Raw genomic sequence first — 19,659 nt, 5'->3', positions numbered from 1 at the left:
AGACAATATGTGATTGTATAAGATATAGAAATAAAATTGGAATTTATATTGTGAAAGAAGCAATTAATGAGTATATAAAAAGGAAAGATAGAAACTTTAACAAATTAATGAAATATGCTGAAGTTTGTAGAGTTCAAAAAATACTAAAACAGTATTTGGAGGTTCTTGTATGAGTAATTACAAAAAACATATTAATAATAAATTCTGAAACAAAAGGAGTATATTAATTTTGCCCCTTTTTTTGCCCCTTATAGTCTAAAATAAACAGGGATAGACAAGCATGGTTTAAAAAATAAAGTGAGCATTTAAGCCACTTTTAGGGCTATTTAAAATTACTTAAAACGCCAATTTACGAACCAGTTGGTCGCAGGATCGACGTTTGTCCGACGCACCACATAGTAAGGTTCTCATAGTTATATGAGGGCCTTTTTTATTGCAAATGACACAACCTAGAAGAAATACTAAATAAGTTCTACAGCTTTACACATTATTATTGTCTCCTTATTATTACTTTACTCAATATTACACGAGGACTTGTAACCTCCGTTGGTTATTTTAAAGTAAGGGGAATACTCCCCTTAGGTATTAATCAGTTACAATTACGTGAATAGTATAAGCCCTATCCCAATCAGAATAATTAGGGACAACCTCTATATCACCTGTACCAACTTTAGCCATTCTAATAGTGATATCTGGATTATCTTTATTGGTTATTGGAAAAGTAAATATATCATCAGCACTATCAAGCATAGTTCTAAAGTTTGAATTTGTTACGGTTCCGTCTAATTTGATTTTTTGACCTATTTTAAGTTTAAATGTTGTTCCATTTTCATAATTGTACTTTAGAAATGTATTATTATCCATAGTGTAAGTTACTGTAGTTGTCTTATTTGAACTTATTATAGGTTCGCGGTCACTACCGTCACTAAGGTAATCTGGAGTAGTAGCATCAGTAACAGTAACTGAACTAGGAGCTTCTGGGGGAGTGTAATCTGAGCCAAAGTCCACCAATTTATTATTAGAGTAATACATGTAAGCTTTTTTAGTCGTTTTATCAATACATAAACGCCAATCAGCTCCATCATCGTTTCCTTCTGGATCATTAGAACTAAACACATAAAACCAATGTCCACTAAGCCATTAGCAAACAGAACTTGTCCACTTCATTACCAATTTCTGTAACGTGGTCCGACCCCATGGAAGAAACTGTAAACAATTTCTTCTTGCTAATTTAAATAGGGTAAAGGTTGACACAAGCAAAAGCAAGGCTGCAAGTAAAGAACCTTTAGGAAGGCTAGTTATATACTTAAATGATGAAGAAATGGATAAAATACCAAGGTTAGAATTTTCCATAGACAAAGACTATATCATTTGTAATGGGACTTTGATAAAAGCAGATTACATTGACAGTTATAATGATAACTCAATAGGCTTTTACAGAAACGGAGATTCAATTAATCCTATTGCCTCTCTTATAGATATTTGTACTGAAGTTTATATTGAATTATCTAAAAGAGAAGATGGTGTGACTTTTTGCTTTATTGATTATAAGTTTATAATTGATCCTTATGAAATATAAAACTGTAGTAAAACTAAAGTCTTATTTTAGAGGGCTTATTAATGGTAGATAAACGAGATCTATTTATATCATCTTTACTTGGTGAGAAAATAGTGATATAGGATATACAGTTAAGTTTAGGACATTAGATGTGAATAAATCTAAATTAAGAGATAAGAAAAGAGGTAATTATAGATGTATGATAAATAAAACATTAAAAGATTGGACATTTTATGAAATAACCTGGCTTTGTATATTCAGTGCAGTGGCAATTGCCTTAACAATTATATGGAAAGATACTTTATTTGGTTTTTCAGTATTTATAACGGGAGTATTATGCGTTGTTTTAGTTGCTAAAGGGAGCTTATGGAATTATTCATTTGGCATTTATAATACGATAGGGTACGCTTATCTTGCATATAATAATGGTTTATATGGTGAGGTAGGATTAAATTTATTATTCTTTCTGCCAACAAGCATTATAGGCTTTTTTATGTGGAGAAAACACATTAATGGTACTAAGGTAAAAATGTTACAGATGAGAAAAAGAAGCTTTGCAATAATTACTATAATTTGCGTAGGAAGTATTGTAATTTTAGGCTTTTTATTATCCACAATAAAAGGTCAAAACTTGCCATATATCGATGCAACAACTGATATACTATCCATTGCAGCAACTTTTTTAATGATGAAACGATATAAAGAACAATGGCTTTTATATATTTCATTAAATGTATTTACTATAGTTATGTGGACAATGAGAACAATAGCGGGAAGCCAAGATGGAGCAATGATGATTGTTATGTGGAGTGCTTATCTTATAAATGCTGTCTATGGTTATTATATTTGGAATAAAGAGCAAAAGAAAATAATGATTAAAACAGGGCTTATATTAGGAAAGTTTGCACCATTTCATAAAGGGCATCAATTTATTGTAGAAACGGCATTAAAAGAGATAGATGAATTAATTGTGATTATTTATGATACTGATTTAACACAAATACCTCTTAATATGAGAGCAAACTGGATTAAAACCTTATATCCATGTGTAATTGTAATTGAAGCTTGGAATGGACCAGTTGGAGTGGGACATAATAGAGAATATCAAATAGCAGAAGAAACATATATCAAAGGTCTTTTAAATGGTAAAAAAATAACGCATTTTTATTCAAGTGAATTTTATGGTGAGCATATGAGTAAGGCGTTAAATGCTATAGATAGACGAGTTGACGAATCAAGAGATGTTGTGCCAATATCAGGTACATCCATTCGTGAAAATGCTTATATAAATCGTAAATATATATCAGATGTGGTATATAGGGATATGATAACTAAAATTGTATTTTTAGGAGCACCCTCAACAGGAAAATCAACTATTACAGAAGCTTTAGCAAAAAAATATAAAACTACCTTTACCAGTGAGTATGGTAGGGATTATTGGGAAGAACATCAAATTAAGAGAAGGCTACCTTTGAAAGCTTTTGACGAAATAGCACTTGGTCATATACAAAGAGAAGAAAATGAAACAATAAATGCAAATAAGTATTTGTTTGTTGATACGAATGCTATAAGCACCTATATGTTTTCTATTGATTATCATGGAAAAGTACCTAGATTACTGACAAAATTAGCATTTGAAAATTCACAAAGATATGATTTGTTTTTCTTGTGTGATACTGATTTTCCTTATGATGATACGTGGGATAGGAGTGGTGACCAAAAAAGATTGGTTTTTCAAAAACAGATTATTGCTGACTTGAAACAAAGAGAAATACCGTATATTTTGTTAAGTGGAAACTTGGAAGAACGAATGGCTAAGGTTGATAGGATATTAAGTAAATTCAAGAAATTTACTTAATATGAAAGAAATTTAAGAAACATTTAAAGAGCTAGTTGAGGTGATGCAGATTCACTTTGGCTGGCTCTTTTATGTTTGATCCTTATACAATGTTTGTTAATTTAGGAGGGAGCAATTAAATAAATTAAAATAACTGTAATATTATTAAAGTATTAGGCATTTAATTAAAGGGAACATTTTTAATAAAATTTGAGTTGAAATAATAAAATAAGGGGTTGACAAAATTGGCTATAAAAAGATATTTGAACGATACAAATCTTATTAGGTTAATGCAAGAGAGCGGATTTCTGTTAAAGAATATTATTAATTCAGAAGGGGAGCTAATACTTTGTCTTAGAGAAAATTATTTTAATATTTATTATAGAGGTAATAGTTTAGCAAAAGTATCATTTAAATCTGAAAATAAATATACGGTTGATATACATAGTAAATTTATACCAACTGAACTAATTAATGATCCTGACTTTAGTAACAAGTATAAAGTTCTTACTATTAAAGGAAAAGAAACAATTTATAGATTTAATATAGAACAATGCGAATTAAGAAAACTCCTTCAAAAAACTTATATTGCAAGTATAAAGGAAAAAATAATTAAAGTAGGTTATAAAGAAGAACTAGAATTTCAGCACTTGATTATGTCAGATAATATTCTTAACGAGAAAGATTGTTTAATTGATATTCAGATAACAGATAAATATGCAAACGGAAAAAGAATGGACTTGATGGGTCTTAAACAAATAGATGGAAATTTGTATAGAATGGTAATTATGGAAGTTAAACTTGGCAACAATGAGGAGTTAAAGGAAAAGGTATATAGACAAATCAAAGATTATTCAGATCATGTAAAGAAATATTTTACATGTTATAAGCATACTTACGAGGAGCAATACCGCCAGTTAAAACAATTAGGTCTATTGCCTAGCTATAAATATGAAACAATAGTTATTGATGATGAAATAGAGGAAATGATTATAGTTGGCAGATATTTAGCAAAAGCTCAAAAACAAATAACAGAATTGATAATAAACCATCCTGATATTGAAGACAAAATAAGATTATTAGCTTATATAAAAGCTGTAGATATTGATAGAAAAAATATGTATGCTGATGGTTTCTTTACACATCCCCAAGTAAAATAAAGAGCATTAGATTTTCACTAGAATACAATTTGAATATTAAATATTGCATAAAGGATTAGTGAGGCTATGAAAGATAAAATAACATTTCTTGATTTTGAAACCACGGGTTTTAGGGAAAATAGAGCGGTGTCTTTAGGAATTGTTCATTATAACAAAGGTAGGAGGGTCTGTGAAAATTACTATATGATAAATCCAATGGCACAAATAGAGTATCGAGCAACAAAAGTGCATAGTATTACAAAAAGAGATGTTCAAAATAAACCAAATTTCAATGATACCTGGCAAGAGATAAAAAAATACATTGAAGGATGTACATTAGTTGCACATAATGCTCAGTATGATATGAAAGTTCTTTTAGGAGAAATTAAACGATATAACATTGAATGTGGAGAATTAGAAAGTGTCTGTACATGTATGAATGCTAAAAAATTAAAACTGCCTACTGAAAACCATAAGTTAGTTACTTTATGTGAGTATTATGGGATTTCATTAAACAATCATCATAATGCTTTAGATGATACTATTGCGTGTGAAAAAATATTTTTTCATCTATGCAATGAAGGAAAACTAATATCTAAAATGTATAGTTAATTTTAATTAAATAAGTTTATAAAAATAATCGATTAAGGTGTTGAGCTACACTTTGAACGGTTATTTTTATACGAGAAAAGCCTACGACATACAACTGTCCTTAAGATCTTCTACCACTAATATATAATAAAACTAGGCTAAAGGAGGGAAAAAGGAATGATTGGTAAAACATTTCGACAACTTGCCATATTTCACATTTTCTTATATAGCGAAGTTGTAGAATTAATAGAAATTACAAATTTAATAAAAATAAGTCATAAAACAATAACTCGTGATTTAAAAGAGCTTCAAAATGCAGGACTTATAAATATTCGATTTTCTAAAAAAGAAAAGGGATATATTCATTTCGATAATGATATTCCCTGTCCTTTTTCAGTACCAATTTTTTCAGATAATAAAGCGAAAAATTCGCACATTGAAAAATTAATAAGACTAGCAACCATTATGTTAGGGTTAAAATATCATACTGAATTGTCATGTGATGATGATAATTCTGCAAATCAAGAAACCTGCAGTAGTTGGTATAAAAATAGGTTTCCAAATTTAAGTGTACGAACAATGCAAAGAGATTTTTTAGTACTAACTAAAATAGGTTATTCAGTTGAGTATGATCGTTTTGACAGATGCTATATTGTTGAATTCCCAGAGGGGTTAGAAGGACTTCAATACAAGCTTGAATATTTATATGGAGATGTAAAGTAAAAAAGTGGTATTTCGAGTTAATAAAAATTATTTTATCTAATTAAGCATATAGATAAGAGATACTAAGTCTAGAAGAAGTTGCAATATAAATTAGGAGGTGAAATAATATGAAAAAATGCATAATTTATCACACATGGATTTCTGGCCCAGTGAATGGAGTTGTAAAAGAGGGTTTGGTATATATTCAAAATAAAAATGGTAAGTTACGTTTCCCGAAAAATATATTTATGGCAAGAGAAGAGTGTGAATTTGGGTTGATTCAGTTTGAGGTGGAAGGGAAATGGGGGTTTGCAGATATTTATACTGGAGAGATAAAGATAGATCCTGTTTTTGACTATGTAGGACGTTTCTATAACGGATATGCACATGTTGCAATGGAGACTCAGATAGAGTTCATTGATAATGGCGATATAATTACACATGGTGGCAAGCATGGCTATATTGATAGAAATGGTAAAATTATTGTTCCATTGAAGTATGATGATGCTGCTGATATATTCAAATATTGCGATAGGTTCAAGGTTGCTTTGAATCAGAAGTGGGGGATAATTGACAATGAAAATGTAACAATTATTCCATTAGAATATAATAATTTGGAGATACACTATGATGACAATTTGATTTTTTGTTCAATAAAAGAAGCATGTGAACTTCATGTAGGTGCATACGACCTAAGGATGTCAGTATTATTAGATGTTAAAGCAGAGGCTACATGCTATTTCAGGTTAAAGTGGGGTGTTTATGATAAAAATTGTAACTTGATTGTGAAACCTGAGCTTGATAACAAACCTACCTGTCACGAAATCAAGCAAGACAATAGTAGAAATACTGTACCCAGTAGATATTATATTCTAAAAAGGAAACGTAAGTACGGTGTAATTTGCGAGGATGGAAGATTGATAACTGATATATCACTTTTAAAAAAAGAAGCAGTATTTTTGATAAATACCCTTTCTCGATATGATTAGTAAGTTGGTAACATTACTTAGGGAGGTGTTTATGTGTCTACTGAAAATTTAAGAGATAGAAATGGTCATCTGCTTGGAAAAATAAAGGAAGTTAATGGAGAGTATCAAATAAGGGATGCTAATGGAAGGCTTCTTGGAAGATATGACCCTAAAACAAATGTTACAAGAGATAGAAACGGAAAATTAGTTGGTAGAGGGAATTTGTTAGTTGCACTTATAAATAATATATAAAGGAGGGCTTTTAATGGAGTTAACTCTAAAAATTATATTTATTTCTGATGGTTGTAGTGATAGGTATAATAGGTTCTATAACATTGAGAATAAATACTTGCTTGGTGACGGTGGAATGCTTATAGATAGGAGTGGTAAGCTTTTGTGGAAGGAAAATTGGCAGCACTCAAATCTAGGTTACATGATTTATCTTGAAAATTCACATATGTTGATTACAGACAGACATGCAATGCCTGGACCATGCACCATGAGTTTAGGTATATGTGGCATTGATATGAACAACGGTAAATATCTATGGAAACATTGGTATGAGGATTCATATGAAGAACGGATGGCAATAAGACAGGGTAGAGAAAAGGTAGTTAAAGACATACGTTTAATAAGTTTCCGTGGTGGTTCTATAGCTGGAGACTATATTTTAACAAATAGATTTAAGATACATCTTAAATCTGGTGAGTATGAACTTCTAGAGGAAGGAACTAAAAATCATAGAACTTTAAGGACTGAAGAACCAATTAGGCCTGTCGCAGTTATTCATGATACAGTTAACTATAGAGGATCAATTCAAACTTTTGCCTTAAATAGTGAGTCAAAGGAAAATTTGGGAGATAGGTTTCCATGGTACCAAAAGGTAATTAGTGCAGTGAGAGAGCAAAAGATTTTATCACAAATAAAAATCTATGGTATAGTAGAGTTTTTTGATAATAACTTATTAATTGTAGGTAAAGATATGAAAATTAAAAAGGATGCAATTTGGTTGCTAACGGTTAAAGAAGATTAATATAATGGAGGTGTAAACCATGGATAGATTAGAAAGAGTTTTAGGTGGACTATTCGGAGTTGCTTGCGGAGATGCTCTAGGGGGAACCCTAGAGTTCACTCCTAAAGATATAGGTGTAGAAAAGTACGGTTATCACAAAGAAATGATAGGTGGAGGGGAAATGCATTTGAGGCCAGGAGATGTTACAGATGATACAGTGATGACTATAGCGGTTGCAGAGGGATTACTTGAAAATCCCAAGTCTCCAATAGCGGCAATAGGTAAAAGATTTGTTGAATGGTATAAAACGGATCCAATTGATATCGGAATAACATGTCAGGAGGCCATTGACGGATTTATCCATTGTGGAGACTGGATGGAAGCAAGTCTTAAAATCTACAAATACTCTAATGGAAGGAATGCAGGTAATGGAACCTTAATGAGATGCATTCCTGTTCCACTATTTTATAGAGACCTTGATAAAATGGTTAAGATCACAAAAGCTCAATCAGATATGACTCATTATAATTTAAAGGCCTCAAATGCCTGTATATTATATAATACAATAATTTATAAATATTTAGATGGCGGAGATAAATTAGAGACAATAAAAGAAGTTGTAAAAGGCTATGCAGAATATGAAAAGGTGTTCCATATGAAAAAGGAGAACCTTAATCCTTCGGGATATGTGGTAGATACACTTCAGTGTGCATTATGGTGTTTTATTAACAATTCAAATGTAGAGGATATTATTTGTGAGGCTGTTAATTTATATGGTGACCCAGATACTATAGGTGCTATAGCTGGAGGGCTCGCTGGAGTTTATTATGGATATAGTGCTATTCCAGAAAGATGGAGAGAGAAAATACTCGTTAAAGAAAAGTTGATTAATCTTGCAAATATGTTAGAAGTAGGAATAGAATAATAATTTTAAGTTCATGTATATAAAAATACACTGCTGAGATTTTGATATTAAAGAAACAAAATTTTCTAGACTTGCTACTATAATAAAGAAAATAAAGGGAAGGGGGGCTTTATGTGCTGGATTTGCATACTCATACAACTTATTCAGATGGCGATCATACTCCCGAAAAAATAATCTTGAACTCTATAGAAAATGGAGTTAGAGTTATTGGAATTTCGGATCATCATAAGGCTTTTTTTATGGAAAAACCTAAACTTAAACCTTTTGAAGATTATATTGATGAAATAAATTATCTGAAGAAAAAATACAAGGATAAAATAGAAGTAAAAGCAGGGATAGAGATAAATCTTAATTTTAATGAGGTAGGTGGAGAAAGCAGAATACCATATGAAAAGTTAAGCAAAACAGATTTTGTACTACTGGAAAGAATTGACGGGCTGGTAACTTTTGAAGATCCCAATAGATATCATGTAAAGCTAAAAGATATTGGACGAATAGTAGAAAAAATAAATTCTAGGATTGGCCTTGCTCATACTGATTTATTCAAGCTCTCTGAGATATATAGTGAGGGAAAAGGAACAGAGTATGGCATGGACTATGTGATTTCTATATTAAAAAAATACAATATATTTTGGGAACTAAATACCCGTGCCGAGCATAAATACTTTGACTATATAATAGGCAATTGGGATAGTCCACAGGTAATCAAGCTTTTTAAAAAGCTAAGGGAACAAAATATAGAGATAACAGCAAGTACAGATACTCATTCAATTAGTGATGATTTTAATATAAAGAGGCTAAGACTTGCAAATATGGTTGCTAGTGGAGAAATTGTACCTGGGATAGATCAGATATCTGCTGATATAATAGCAACCTCAGTCACAGGCTTCTTCGAAAAATTCCCCGGGGGACATTAACAAATTGAGAACACAATTTGTTTTGCTAATTTAATTATTGTGATTTCTTATGAAGGATGTGTTTTGATGAGTGAGTTAATTAAAGAGAATAATATAATTTATATATAAAAAAATAGTTGAAGTTATTAATAAAAGTAGAATGGTTTAAACTATATATGCTGAAATGGCAAAGGAAAAATTTGAGGTTAAAGAGTTAGAATAATACTGCTGTAAATTGTGCATTTGATGCAGATATAAATAAACAAGGGTATCCTATATAAACGGTACCCTTATTTCCTTAATTATTTACCACTGGCACCATAATTTGACAACATTCTGGCACTGGGATCGTTTACGTCACAGCCTTCCCATTCTTTGTTTGGCATCCAAAAGTCTACTATCATTTCTGCTTGTAATGGATAATATTTTTCAAAAAATTCTCTGTATAACAATGATTCTTTTGTGAATGGTTTAGAATTATATTTATACTTTTTACATAGTTTTTCAAATTCTTCATCAGAATAGCATGTTTCTGCATATTCTTTTAAATAGTCTACCATAGAATGCCCTACAGCATCGCTAAATGCTGCTTTTTCCCGATATAAAATATTATCTGGCAGATAATCCCCTTCAAACGAATGCCTCAAAAGGTATTTACCCATGTTGTATTTGTTTAATTTCTTTTCAGGGTCGATGGACATAACATACTTTACAAAATCTAAATCCCCAAATGGTACCCTTGCTTCTATAGAATTTGAGCTGATACAACGGTCTGCACGAAGCACATCGTACATATAAAGCTCTCGGATTCTCTTTTGTGATTCCTTTTGAAATTCTTCTGCATTTGGAGCAAAATCAGTATATTTATATCCAAATAACTCATCAGAAATTTCACCGGTTAGAAGCACTCTGACATCAGAAATCTCGTGTATTTTCTTGCAAATCAAATACATTCCCATACTTGCTCTTATTGTTGTAATATCGTAGGTTCCAAGAAGTTTAATAACCTGCTCAAGTGATCCAAGCACTTCTTCTTTTGTCATATATATAGTGGTGTGATCACTATGAATGTAATCTGCAACTTCCTGGGCATATTTAAGGTCAATTGCATCCTCAGTCATACCTATGGCAAAGGTTTTAATTGGGTTTCCAGGATACATTTTTTGAGCAATTGAACATACTAAGGAGCTGTCGAGGCCTCCACTTAACAAGAAACCTACAGGAGCATCAGCATCCATACGTTTTTCTATAGCAGTTACAAATTTATCATGAATTTTGCTGCAGATAACTTCTAAGTCATCCTTGCAATAATCACCCTCTGTTTCTGCGATATCACAATAGCATGTAAACTTACCATCAGCATAATAATGTCCTGGCGGGAAAGGCATAATATTGTATGTAAGACCAACTAAATTTTTCGCTTCACTTGCAAATATGATGTTACCTGATTCGGAATAACCATAAAAAAGAGGACGGATTCCAATTGGATCTCGTGCTGCAATGAAACTGTTCTTTTTTCCATCGTAGATGATAATTGCGAATTCTGCATCTAATTTTGAAAACATATCTAGCCCATATTCATAGTACATTGGAAGCAATATTTCGCAATCACTATCAGAAATAAACTTATGTCCTTTTTCCATTAGGTCTTTTTTAATTTCGCGGAAACCGTAAATTTCACCATTACAGATTGATGCATCTGTATTTCTTGTGTATGGCTGCATTCCGCTAAAACTTAAATCCATAATAGAAAGTCTTTGGAACCCCAAGATACCAGATGGTAAAGTAAGAATTTCTGTCATATCTGGTCCTCTCGATTCGGTTCTTTGTAATGCCGCTGCAAATTTATCATGTTTCATGTCTGTTCCTGTATAACACATAATTGTACACATGTTAGTATTCCTCCTTAAATTTAAATATAAAAAAAAGCCCTTCATCCTATAAAAATAGGACGAAAGACTTATACTTGTGCGCCCGGCATGGGCGCAATCTAATGGGTGAAAGTCCCTAGCACGGGTTAATAGTGCCAAGTGCATAGCTTAAGACAAGGGTGTCCACCGTGAGGTGGAATCTGAAGGAAGTTGGCGGCTAAACTCTGGTCTGACGAACAGAAACTACATATAAGGCATATGCTTGTGGGTAAGTTTGCAAGACAAAACGAAGCCCAAAACTATTCGAAACAAGTGGTGTAAATGTAGCAGATAGATGGAGTGAAAGATTGCGTTCTTACCCGGGGAGGTCTTAGATAAATGTTATTGAAATGTATTTTTAAATAACAACCTTTGCAGTAATGTAAAGCTGAAATCTAAGAAGTCAGCAGACGTCATAGTAGCAGGAGGTTCATGAACCTTAGGTGAAGGACTGAACGATAGGAGGTTTTGAAACTTTGAAAAACACAAAGAAATGTGATAACAGCAGACAACTTCATAATGAAGGTTACCTACAAAAGGATAGAGTGGAACTCGAAGAGTATGTAGGAGCGCCCAGCATTTCATTGACGGTAGAAAAGCGACAGAACGCCGAAAATAAATACACCAATGGATTGTTTGAAAGGATTATTGACAGAAACAACTTAAATCAAGCATTTAAGAAAGTTAGAGCCAATAAAGGTAGTCATGGTGTTGATGGTATGAAGGTAGATGAACTTCTACAATACTTAAAAGAAAATGGCGCCAGCCTTCGGCAATCACTATTGGAAGGTAGGTATAAACCTAATCCAGTAAGGCGGGTAGAAATACCTAAGCCTGATGGAAAGAAACGACCACTAGGAATACCAACAGCTGTAGACCGAGTAGTACAACAAGCTATCGCTCAAGTTTTAAATCCGATTTTTGAAGAGAAATTTTCAGAAAATAGTTATGGATTTAGACCCAATAGAAGTGCACACCAAGCAATTCTAAAATGCAAAGAATACATGGATAAAGGTTACAAGTGGGCAGTAGATATTGATTTGGAGAAATACTTCGATACTGTAAATCATGACAAATTAATAGGCTTGGTTTATAAAGAAGTAAAAGATGTTAGGGTAATAGCCCTTATAAGAAAATATCTTCAAGCAGGAGTAATGGAAAGAGGCATTTTTAATACCTCTCAAAAAGGTGTACCGCAAGGTGGCAATCTTTCACCGTTACTTAGTAACGTCATGTTAAATGAGCTGGATAAAGAATTAGAAAAGCGAGGATTACACTTCTGCCGTTATGCTGACGATTGTAATATTTATTTAAAATCAAAGAAATCAGCATTCCGAGTAATGGCAAGTATAACAAGGTTTATAGAAGAGGATTTGAAACTCAAAGTCAATAAAGACAAGAGCAAGGTCGATAGACCGTGGAAGTTGAAGTATTTAGGATTTACATTTTACCCCAAAAAAGGTGAAATGGGAATAAGAGTACATCAAAATTCTGTTAAGAAACTTAAATGTAAGCTTAAAGAAATAACAGGAAGAAGTAATGCAATGAGTATGGAACTTCGTGCTATTAAACTAAGACAAGTTATAGTTGGATGGGTAAACTATTTTAAATTAGCAGATATGAAAAGTGCACTTAAAACCTTAGATGAGTGGCTAAGAAGAAGAATTCGCTTATGCTATTGGAAACAATGGAAGAGAATTAAAACAAGACACGATAATCTCAAAAAGCTTGGTATTAATGAATATAAAGCTTGGGAATATGCGAATACAAGAAAAGGCTATTGGAGAATATCCAACAGCCCCATTCTAGCAAGAACTCTAACTAATAAATACCTTAAAGAACAAGGGTTTGTAACATTAACTGAAAAATTTATGATTAGGTAATTCTTATTGAACCGCCGTGTACCGAACGGTACGCACGGTGGTGTGAGAGGTCGCTAAATAAATTAATTATTTAGCTCCTACTCGATTCGCGCTGCCACCTAAATTAGCTTATAAAGCTCACTCTAATCAGTACGGAATTAATATTAATTCGATACTGTCCAAGATGTAACGGTTTGGCTCCGTCCAATACTACTCTTAATAAATTTCGCTTGGAAGCTCCGGGATGTTCTTCATTATTTGATTCGAATCAGTCTCTCACCACCACTGATTCGCTTTGACTACTTCATAATAACTACTCTTCCCATCAAGGCTTTTCTATTGATCATATGATATTTAGTTTTGAATTTATTTCATTTTACTTTGTATTTTATAATTCGTCAATAGTTTTATGAATTATTTCTTTAAATGAAATTCATTTTTTGTTACACAATATCTTTTTATGCATTTTAATCTCCAATTATTCTTGAAAGGAAAGCTTTCGTTCGTTCATTCTTTGGATTTGTAAAAATTTCTTCTGGATTGTCTTCTTCAACAATATATCCATCATCCATAAAAATAACTCTATCTGAAACTTCTCTTGCAAAGTCCATTTCATGAGTTACCACTATCATAGTCATACCTTCATTGGCTAAGTCCTTCATAACCTGAAGAACTTCTCCAACAAGCTCTGGATCCAATGCAGATGTAGGCTCATCAAAAAGCAAAACCTTTGGCTCCATTGCAAGGGCCCTAGCTATTGCAACACGCTGTTGCTGACCACCAGATAGTGTGGAAGGCATTGAATGTGCTTTGTCTTCTAGTCCTACCTTTTTAAGCAATTCAAGTGCTTTTTTTTCAGCTTCACGTTTTGACTTCTTCTTGGTTAAAACTGGTGCAAGCATAATGTTTTTTAGAACACTTTTCATCGGGAATAAGTTAAAATTTTGAAATGTCATACCAACTTCTTCACGAAATTTTCGCAGATCATGATTCTTACGACCAATATTTTTATCCTTGTAATAGATATTTCCACCGGACTGTAACTCCAACTGGTTAATACAACGAAGCAAGGTGCTTTTACCTGAACCAGAAGGACCGATAATGCAGATAACTTCCCCCTCGGTAACTTCTAGGTTAATATCTTTAAGAACCTCTAAATCACCAAAACTTTTAGATAATTTATTTACTTTTAGTAAAGTATCCATCAACTAATCCTCCTTTCGACTTGCTTTTGGATGATAATGAGAACTGAAATTATCACCATATAGAAGAGAGCGCCCGCAGTATAAGCCTCTATCGTATTAAAACTTAATGCTGCATAGTTTTGGATTTGTTTTGTTATTTCATTTACAACGATTATAGAAAGTATTGCCGTGTCCTTAACAGAAATAATAAACTGATTGAACAAAGCTGGTAACATTGAGCGAAAAGCAGGCGGAACAATTAGGTGCATTAGAGTCTGAAAAGGTGTAAGACCAAGTGACAATCCTGCTTCTTTCTGACCAGGTTCAATCCCTTGTAGAGCACCACGTACTATTTCAGCAATAAATGCTCCGGAATTCAAAAATATAACTATAATTCCTGAAGTATTGGCATCCAAATCTAAACCTGTAATTTTTGGTACAACAAAGTATACATATAAAGCTTGCACAATTATAGGTGTAGAACGAATAATCCATATATATACATTGGCGATAAACTTTGCAAATTTATTTTTACACTGAAGTGCGTAGCCAGAAACACATCCTAGCACAAATCCAATCAGTATACCGAACACTGAAATTTCCAGCGTTACTTTAAATCCCTCAAGAAGCATAGGGAACAATACAGTTAGAAAACTTAAATCCATAACATACTCCTTTCTTAATTATTAAATTTACCCTGATATTTATTAAAACAAACGCTTCTTCAATTAATCCATGATTTGCAATGCAACTTAAGCATTTGCATGAATTTCTTGAAAAAGCTATATTTCTAAATTTTATGTAGATACATTAATTACACCATTTTTTTTCTAATTTAGCAATTGTGCCATTATCTTTCAATTTTTTTATTGCTTTGTTCATAATGCTTAATAATTCAGGATTTTTTTTACAAGCATCAAAAGAAAGTGCAATTGCATAAGGTGTCTGATCTTTAGCAAATGGCTCTCCAACCAATGCAAGGTTTGTATCTTTTTTGTGCTCAACATAGTAGGCAGTACCAGGTGCATCATAAACCATGCAATCTACCTTACCTTGTTCAAGTGATTCGAGGGCTGTTGTAATAGTATCGTGTACTTGAATACTGCCTAAAGGAATGTTCGCGCCAGTCAGATACAGATGACTAGCATCTCCCTTTTGTACTGCAATTTTATATTTTCCACTCTTAATGCTATCAATTCCTGTTATTTCCTTTGGACTAGTATTTTTATTAACAATTACTGACAGGCCTGCATTATAGTAAGTATCGGTAAAATTCATTGCTTTTTTTCTTGCATCTGTTGCACAAAGTGCTGCCATAACGATGTCAAGTTTGCCTTCAGCAACGGATGTAGTCAACGGACTATAGTCCATAGCCAGTACTTTGTCATCTTGTATTTTAAAGCCTAAAATATTCTGCAATTCATGAAGGAAATCCATGTCAAAACCTACTAAGGTTTTTCCATCAGTATGATAATAAGAAAATGGAGCATATGTACCAGAAGTTCCCATTTTAAATGTATAATCTTTCAATGCACCTTCAAGTGTTCCAGTATAAGTAGTAGCCTTTGTGTCCTTTTTTTCGACATTGGTGCCACTGCATCCAACTAAGGATGCAGTAAAAATCGAAACTAACAATATTGTAAGTAATTTCTTCGGTAACAATTTTTTCATTAAGACTCCCCTTTAATTTAATTAGCAACTTAATTAATATGTTTATATATGATAACATTCGGTGGATAATTTGTCAATTATCTGTCAATTATCTGTCAATTACTTGCAATATTACTTTTTATTCACAGTTAAAATATTGCCTAAAATAGATGGCAGTGGGGAAGAATTACTAAATATATTTTCAATAAAGAAAAACAATAAATGAACCTTAAGTAAAATTAGAAATCGTTTATGGGAAATTTTTAAATAGTTAAAACTACTCAGTAAGTTATTATAACATAACTTACTGAGGGACAACCAATATATAAATTTAAAGAAATAATAAGAGATAATTTAGTATCAGAGTATCACAAGAGTTTAACAGCGCTATATGGTGATGAAATAGAATCTATTGTGTGGGAATTAGTATTATTAATAGATAGTTTAGTACATGAATTTATTTTGATTATGCGGATTAAGAAGGAAGAATTTGAACCGAACTTTGTTGGAGATTATGTTATACGAATAATCGATATGACAATGGAGGAGCTGAAAAAAGTTCCATCTGTTATAGATAAATCTTTTTTTTACTCTGAGAATGGTGATATGGAGGATAATTTATTCTCATCTGAGCGATTGCTTATTTTTAAAACAATAAAAGAGATAAAAGATCTTATTGTAAAACATGATACTAGTATTGATAAAAAGAAATTAACAGAGGCAGTAAACATGATAGAAAAAGAAGCTAAATTAGGATTATATAATTCCTTAATTATGGATGCAATGCTCTCATTTTTGGAAAAAGAAAAATCATTAAAAATAGAAATAGCTATATTTAATAAGTTGAAAAATAAATTAGGGGCTGATGCTTGTGAGGGTAATAAGTAAAAAAGAAAGAAATATAATTGTAACTATAGTAATAGTAGGGTCGTTTTTAAGTTTGCTTATATGATAGCTTCACGTATTATTCAGGCAATGGGAGCCGGTATTCTTGTACAATTGGTACAAATTATTATACTAAAGCTATACCCTATTGAGAGCAGGGGTGCTGCTATGGGTATAACCTCAATTCTAATTGCAATTGGCCTTGTAGGTATAATTCTTTATGTAAAGGATGGCGGATTAAAGGAAAAAATTACTTGCTTAACATGAGTTATCATTTGTGGTAAAATTACTTTTGTAAGTAATTTATTTGTCACTATATTAGAATTTTTTTTATAAAAACTGTGCACTATTTCTTTTTTATCTTAAACTTAGGAGGAAAAAAATATGAAAAAACTATTGAATACATGGGGTCAAATGAGTTTGGTAAAACGAATAATTGTTGGCCTAGTTGTTGGTATTATATTGGCTATAACGGTTCCACAACAAGCAAAACCAATCATCATTTTCGGTTCTTTATTTGTAGGTGCTTTAAAAGCGGTTGCACCTATATTGGTCTTTTTCTTAGTAATGTCAGCCATATCTCAACATAGGGTTGGTCACCAAACTAATATGAAAGCTATTATTGTCCTTTATCTTTTAGGAACATTTGTCGCTGGACTAGTGGCGGTTATTGTAAGTTTTATTTTCCCAGTAACCCTAACTCTTGCAATGGGAGCAAAGGAAGTGACACCTCCTGGAGGTATTATAGAGGTTCTCAAAGCATTACTATTGAATGTTGTTGATAACCCAGTAAAGGCACTTTTTAATGCCAATTATATAGGCATATTATCTTGGGCATTACTTCTTGGATTTGCTTTAAAAAATGCGCCTGATACAACAAAAACTATGATTTCTAATTTTTCAGATGCATTAACGCAAATAGTTAGATGGGTCATAGACTTTGCACCACTCGGCATCATGGGTCTCGTATTTGATGCTATTGCTACAAATGGAATTAAGGCTATGTTGAGTTATGGGCATTTACTTGCAGTTCTAATTGGGTGTATGGTATTTATTGCTCTTGTTGTCAATCCAATCATTGTATACGTTAATATTCGTCAAAATCCATACCCACTTGTATTTAAGTGCTTAAGGGAAAGTGGTATTACAGCATTCTTTACACGTAGCTCAGCAGCAAACATCCCTGTAAATATGAGCTTATGTGAAAGCCTAGGGTTAGATAAGGATACCTATTCAGTATCTATTCCATTAGGTGCTACCATTAATATGGCTGGTGCAGCTGTTACCATTTCTGTTTTGACACTTGCAGCGGTTACTACGCTTGGCATTAAAGTAGATATACCTACGGCCTTTATTCTAAGCCTTCTGTCGGCTGTGGCCGCCTGTGGTGCTTCAGGCGTAGCTGGTGGTTCGCTACTATTGATTCCTCTAGCTTGTAGCTTATTCGGTATTCCAAATGATATTGCTATGAAGGTAGTTGGTGTAGGTTTTATAGTAGGTGTTCTACAAGACTCTTGCGAAACGGCACTAAACTCATCTACAGATGCACTATTCACAGCAACAGCTGAATTTGCTAAATGGCGTAAAGAAGGAAAATCAATTGATATTAAGAATAGAGTGTAAAAAGAAAACAGAACGTTATAGATAAATAAAAGTTAAAGGAATTAGAGAAGATATTACAGCAGTAGAAATGATAACATCAAAGAATTGGAATGATATCAAAATTAAAAGCAGTAAAATAAGAGAGAATCGTCAGAAATGACGGTTCTCATTTTTACGCCCATAAAGATATATAATTGGAGAATTGTCTAAGAATGGTAAGTATGAATTTATATAAAGAATGTAAGGGGCCTGATCCTTTGAAATAGTTTCTAAAATAATTTATACTATCTTTATAATAATATTCATACAATGTAAAATTGAAAATAAATATATAAACTGGAGGATTAACATGAGCGAAGATATTAAAGAAAGTGATGACATTGAAAGTTTTTCACAGAAGTCGTTTTTTAAGAGAGGAGATAATGAACCATCCCTAGTAGTAATATTGAAAGAAAAACAGGTATATCGGATATTGTTAAGTCAAAACTGAATGATGATATTTATAGTGATAATGCAAAATTTAATTTGCCTAACAATGGAAATAATTCTGTGAAAATTTCTGATCTAGAAAACAAAAAAGACTCCTTTGAAATGTTATCACCAAAAGAAGCAAAGAACACCACTCCTGCAATAAGTAAAAATGGTACAATTGTGTATAATAATGAGGCAAATTGTAATGCAAACGTTGCATTACAACCTACTAAGGATGTAATTAGAAGTTTAATTACTATTAACAATCTAAATGCTAGTAAAGAATATACTTTTGGATTTAAGCTTCCCAAAGGCAATAGATTAATTACTGCAAAAGAATATTTGGGATTAATAAAGTTTAATTATTTATGAAGGTGTTTTGTGTTGTTATAATCAGTTGCGTTTTAGGATTACTAACATAACTTTAACAATAAATTTATTTTTTTAAAGGAGGGCAAATTCATTTC

21 protein-coding genes and 1 other annotated feature are annotated in these 19,659 nt (G+C 32.2%); of the genes, 16 read left to right on the top strand and 5 right to left on the bottom strand.

Translation table 11 applies throughout. From position 1 onward, the window contains the following. Positions 1-585 precede the first annotated feature (585 nt). On the bottom strand, positions 586-1,116 hold the full coding sequence (locus LGK95_RS03785; RefSeq protein WP_226122374.1) for a hypothetical protein: 531 nt from the start codon (positions 1,114-1,116) through the stop codon (positions 586-588). A 67-nt stretch (positions 1,117-1,183) separates the two neighbouring features. Here LGK95_RS03785 and LGK95_RS03780 point away from each other — a divergent pair, with 67 nt between their 5' ends. The 10 genes from LGK95_RS03780 to LGK95_RS03735 all read left to right on the top strand — a co-directional run bounded on the left by LGK95_RS03780 (position 1,184) and on the right by LGK95_RS03735 (position 9,649). Beyond that, positions 1,184-1,579: a hypothetical protein gene (locus tag LGK95_RS03780; protein WP_226122373.1), complete on the top strand. Its 396-nt coding sequence runs from the start codon at positions 1,184-1,186 to the stop codon at positions 1,577-1,579. Positions 1,580-1,709: 130 nt separating this feature from the next. Next, positions 1,710-3,416, top strand: coding sequence for a nicotinamide riboside transporter PnuC (gene pnuC / locus LGK95_RS03775; protein ID WP_226122370.1), 1,707 nt, complete (start codon positions 1,710-1,712; stop codon positions 3,414-3,416). 224 nt (positions 3,417-3,640) lie between these two features. Then, positions 3,641-4,555, top strand: coding sequence for a hypothetical protein (locus LGK95_RS03770; RefSeq protein WP_226122368.1), 915 nt, complete (start codon positions 3,641-3,643; stop codon positions 4,553-4,555). 66 nt (positions 4,556-4,621) lie between these two features. Beyond that, positions 4,622-5,146 (top strand): 3'-5' exonuclease, encoded by a 525-nt coding sequence (locus LGK95_RS03765; RefSeq protein ID WP_226122366.1) that lies wholly within the window; start codon positions 4,622-4,624, stop codon positions 5,144-5,146. Positions 5,147-5,302: 156 nt separating this feature from the next. Beyond that, entirely contained in the window at positions 5,303-5,848 is a 546-nt protein-coding gene (locus LGK95_RS03760) for a DeoR family transcriptional regulator (protein ID WP_226122364.1), read from the top strand. 107 nt (positions 5,849-5,955) lie between these two features. Beyond that, positions 5,956-6,816: a WG repeat-containing protein gene (locus LGK95_RS03755; protein WP_226122362.1), complete on the top strand. Its 861-nt coding sequence runs from the start codon at positions 5,956-5,958 to the stop codon at positions 6,814-6,816. Positions 6,817-6,849: 33 nt separating this feature from the next. Then, the gene (locus tag LGK95_RS03750) at positions 6,850-7,047 is read left to right on the top strand and encodes a hypothetical protein (RefSeq protein WP_226122360.1); all 198 of its coding nucleotides are present in this window, start codon (positions 6,850-6,852) and stop codon (positions 7,045-7,047) included. 13 nt (positions 7,048-7,060) lie between these two features. Next, positions 7,061-7,828 carry a hypothetical protein gene (locus LGK95_RS03745; RefSeq protein ID WP_226122358.1) on the top strand — a complete coding sequence of 256 codons (768 nt, stop codon included), beginning with the start codon at positions 7,061-7,063 and terminating at the stop codon, positions 7,826-7,828. Between the two features lie 19 nt (positions 7,829-7,847). Continuing rightward, positions 7,848-8,732: an ADP-ribosylglycohydrolase family protein gene (locus tag LGK95_RS03740; RefSeq protein WP_226122356.1), complete on the top strand. Its 885-nt coding sequence runs from the start codon at positions 7,848-7,850 to the stop codon at positions 8,730-8,732. Positions 8,733-8,845: 113 nt separating this feature from the next. Then, positions 8,846-9,649, top strand: a complete 804-nt coding sequence (locus LGK95_RS03735) for a PHP domain-containing protein (protein WP_226122355.1) — start codon at positions 8,846-8,848, stop codon at positions 9,647-9,649. A gap of 281 nt (positions 9,650-9,930) precedes the next feature. Here the strand turns inward: LGK95_RS03735 and asnB are convergent, their stop codons facing one another. After that, entirely contained in the window at positions 9,931-11,520 is a 1,590-nt protein-coding gene (gene asnB / locus LGK95_RS03730) for an asparagine synthase B (protein WP_226122354.1), read from the bottom strand. 494 nt (positions 11,521-12,014) lie between these two features. On the opposite strand from asnB, the gene ltrA reads away from it, so the two are divergent. After that, positions 12,015-13,421 carry a group II intron reverse transcriptase/maturase gene (ltrA, locus tag LGK95_RS03725; RefSeq protein WP_226122353.1) on the top strand — a complete coding sequence of 469 codons (1,407 nt, stop codon included), beginning with the start codon at positions 12,015-12,017 and terminating at the stop codon, positions 13,419-13,421. A gap of 43 nt (positions 13,422-13,464) precedes the next feature. Beyond that, positions 13,465-13,738: a binding site (T-box leader), on the bottom strand. A gap of 129 nt (positions 13,739-13,867) precedes the next feature. On the opposite strand, the gene LGK95_RS03720 is transcribed toward ltrA, so the two are convergent. The 3 genes from LGK95_RS03720 to LGK95_RS03710 all read right to left on the bottom strand — a co-directional run bounded on the left by LGK95_RS03720 (position 13,868) and on the right by LGK95_RS03710 (position 16,255). Then, positions 13,868-14,605 carry an amino acid ABC transporter ATP-binding protein gene (locus LGK95_RS03720; RefSeq protein ID WP_226122352.1) on the bottom strand — a complete coding sequence of 246 codons (738 nt, stop codon included), beginning with the start codon at positions 14,603-14,605 and terminating at the stop codon, positions 13,868-13,870. Next, entirely contained in the window at positions 14,605-15,216 is a 612-nt protein-coding gene (locus tag LGK95_RS03715) for an amino acid ABC transporter permease (protein WP_226122828.1), read from the bottom strand. The genes LGK95_RS03720 and LGK95_RS03715 overlap by 1 nt, the downstream gene beginning before the upstream one ends. Positions 15,217-15,394: 178 nt before the next feature. Beyond that, positions 15,395-16,255: an ABC transporter substrate-binding protein gene (locus tag LGK95_RS03710; protein WP_226122351.1), complete on the bottom strand. Its 861-nt coding sequence runs from the start codon at positions 16,253-16,255 to the stop codon at positions 15,395-15,397. 393 nt (positions 16,256-16,648) lie between these two features. Between LGK95_RS03710 and LGK95_RS03705 the strand changes: the two genes are divergently transcribed. The 5 genes from LGK95_RS03705 (at position 16,649) to LGK95_RS03685 (ending at position 19,564) form a co-directional block, all read left to right on the top strand. Further along, positions 16,649-17,122 (top strand): hypothetical protein, encoded by a 474-nt coding sequence (locus LGK95_RS03705; protein WP_226122350.1) that lies wholly within the window; start codon positions 16,649-16,651, stop codon positions 17,120-17,122. 60 nt (positions 17,123-17,182) lie between these two features. Beyond that, complete coding sequence (locus LGK95_RS03700; RefSeq protein WP_226122349.1) at positions 17,183-17,386, top strand: hypothetical protein; 204 nt, start codon at positions 17,183-17,185, stop codon at positions 17,384-17,386. Between the two features lie 117 nt (positions 17,387-17,503). After that, positions 17,504-18,742, top strand: a complete 1,239-nt coding sequence (sstT, locus tag LGK95_RS03695; RefSeq protein ID WP_226122347.1) for a serine/threonine transporter SstT — start codon at positions 17,504-17,506, stop codon at positions 18,740-18,742. A 328-nt stretch (positions 18,743-19,070) separates the two neighbouring features. Continuing rightward, positions 19,071-19,211 (top strand): hypothetical protein, encoded by a 141-nt coding sequence (locus tag LGK95_RS03690; protein ID WP_226122346.1) that lies wholly within the window; start codon positions 19,071-19,073, stop codon positions 19,209-19,211. Between the two features lie 59 nt (positions 19,212-19,270). Beyond that, positions 19,271-19,564: a hypothetical protein gene (locus tag LGK95_RS03685; protein WP_226122345.1), complete on the top strand. Its 294-nt coding sequence runs from the start codon at positions 19,271-19,273 to the stop codon at positions 19,562-19,564. Positions 19,565-19,659: the final 95 nt, after the last annotated feature.

The organism is Clostridium algoriphilum (assembly GCF_020443705.1).
Taxonomy (GTDB): Bacteria; Bacillota; Clostridia; order Clostridiales; family Clostridiaceae; genus Clostridium_AD; species Clostridium_AD algoriphilum.
Note: the sequence above shows the minus strand (reverse complement) of the source record. Positions and strands in the feature narration are given on the sequence as shown.

Excerpts from the sequence above, each read along its gene's own strand:
- LGK95_RS03765 (WP_226122366.1), top strand. The coding sequence starts at position 4,622 with ATGAAAGATAAAATAACATTTCTTGATTTTGAAACCACGGGTTTTAGG.
- LGK95_RS03760 (WP_226122364.1), top strand. The coding sequence starts at position 5,303 with ATGATTGGTAAAACATTTCGACAACTTGCCATATTTCACATTTTCTTA.
- LGK95_RS03755 (WP_226122362.1), top strand. The coding sequence starts at position 5,956 with ATGAAAAAATGCATAATTTATCACACATGGATTTCTGGCCCAGTGAAT.
- LGK95_RS03745 (WP_226122358.1), top strand. The coding sequence starts at position 7,061 with ATGGAGTTAACTCTAAAAATTATATTTATTTCTGATGGTTGTAGTGAT.
- LGK95_RS03740 (WP_226122356.1), top strand. The coding sequence starts at position 7,848 with ATGGATAGATTAGAAAGAGTTTTAGGTGGACTATTCGGAGTTGCTTGC.
- asnB (WP_226122354.1), bottom strand. The coding sequence starts at position 11,520 with ATGTGTACAATTATGTGTTATACAGGAACAGACATGAAACATGATAAA.
- LGK95_RS03720 (WP_226122352.1), bottom strand. The coding sequence starts at position 14,605 with ATGGATACTTTACTAAAAGTAAATAAATTATCTAAAAGTTTTGGTGAT.
- LGK95_RS03715 (WP_226122828.1), bottom strand. The coding sequence starts at position 15,216 with ATGCTTCTTGAGGGATTTAAAGTAACGCTGGAAATTTCAGTGTTCGGT.
- LGK95_RS03710 (WP_226122351.1), bottom strand. The coding sequence starts at position 16,255 with ATGAAAAAATTGTTACCGAAGAAATTACTTACAATATTGTTAGTTTCG.
- LGK95_RS03700 (WP_226122349.1), top strand. The coding sequence starts at position 17,183 with ATGATAGCTTCACGTATTATTCAGGCAATGGGAGCCGGTATTCTTGTA.
- sstT (WP_226122347.1), top strand. The coding sequence starts at position 17,504 with ATGAAAAAACTATTGAATACATGGGGTCAAATGAGTTTGGTAAAACGA.
- LGK95_RS03690 (WP_226122346.1), top strand. The coding sequence starts at position 19,071 with ATGAGCGAAGATATTAAAGAAAGTGATGACATTGAAAGTTTTTCACAG.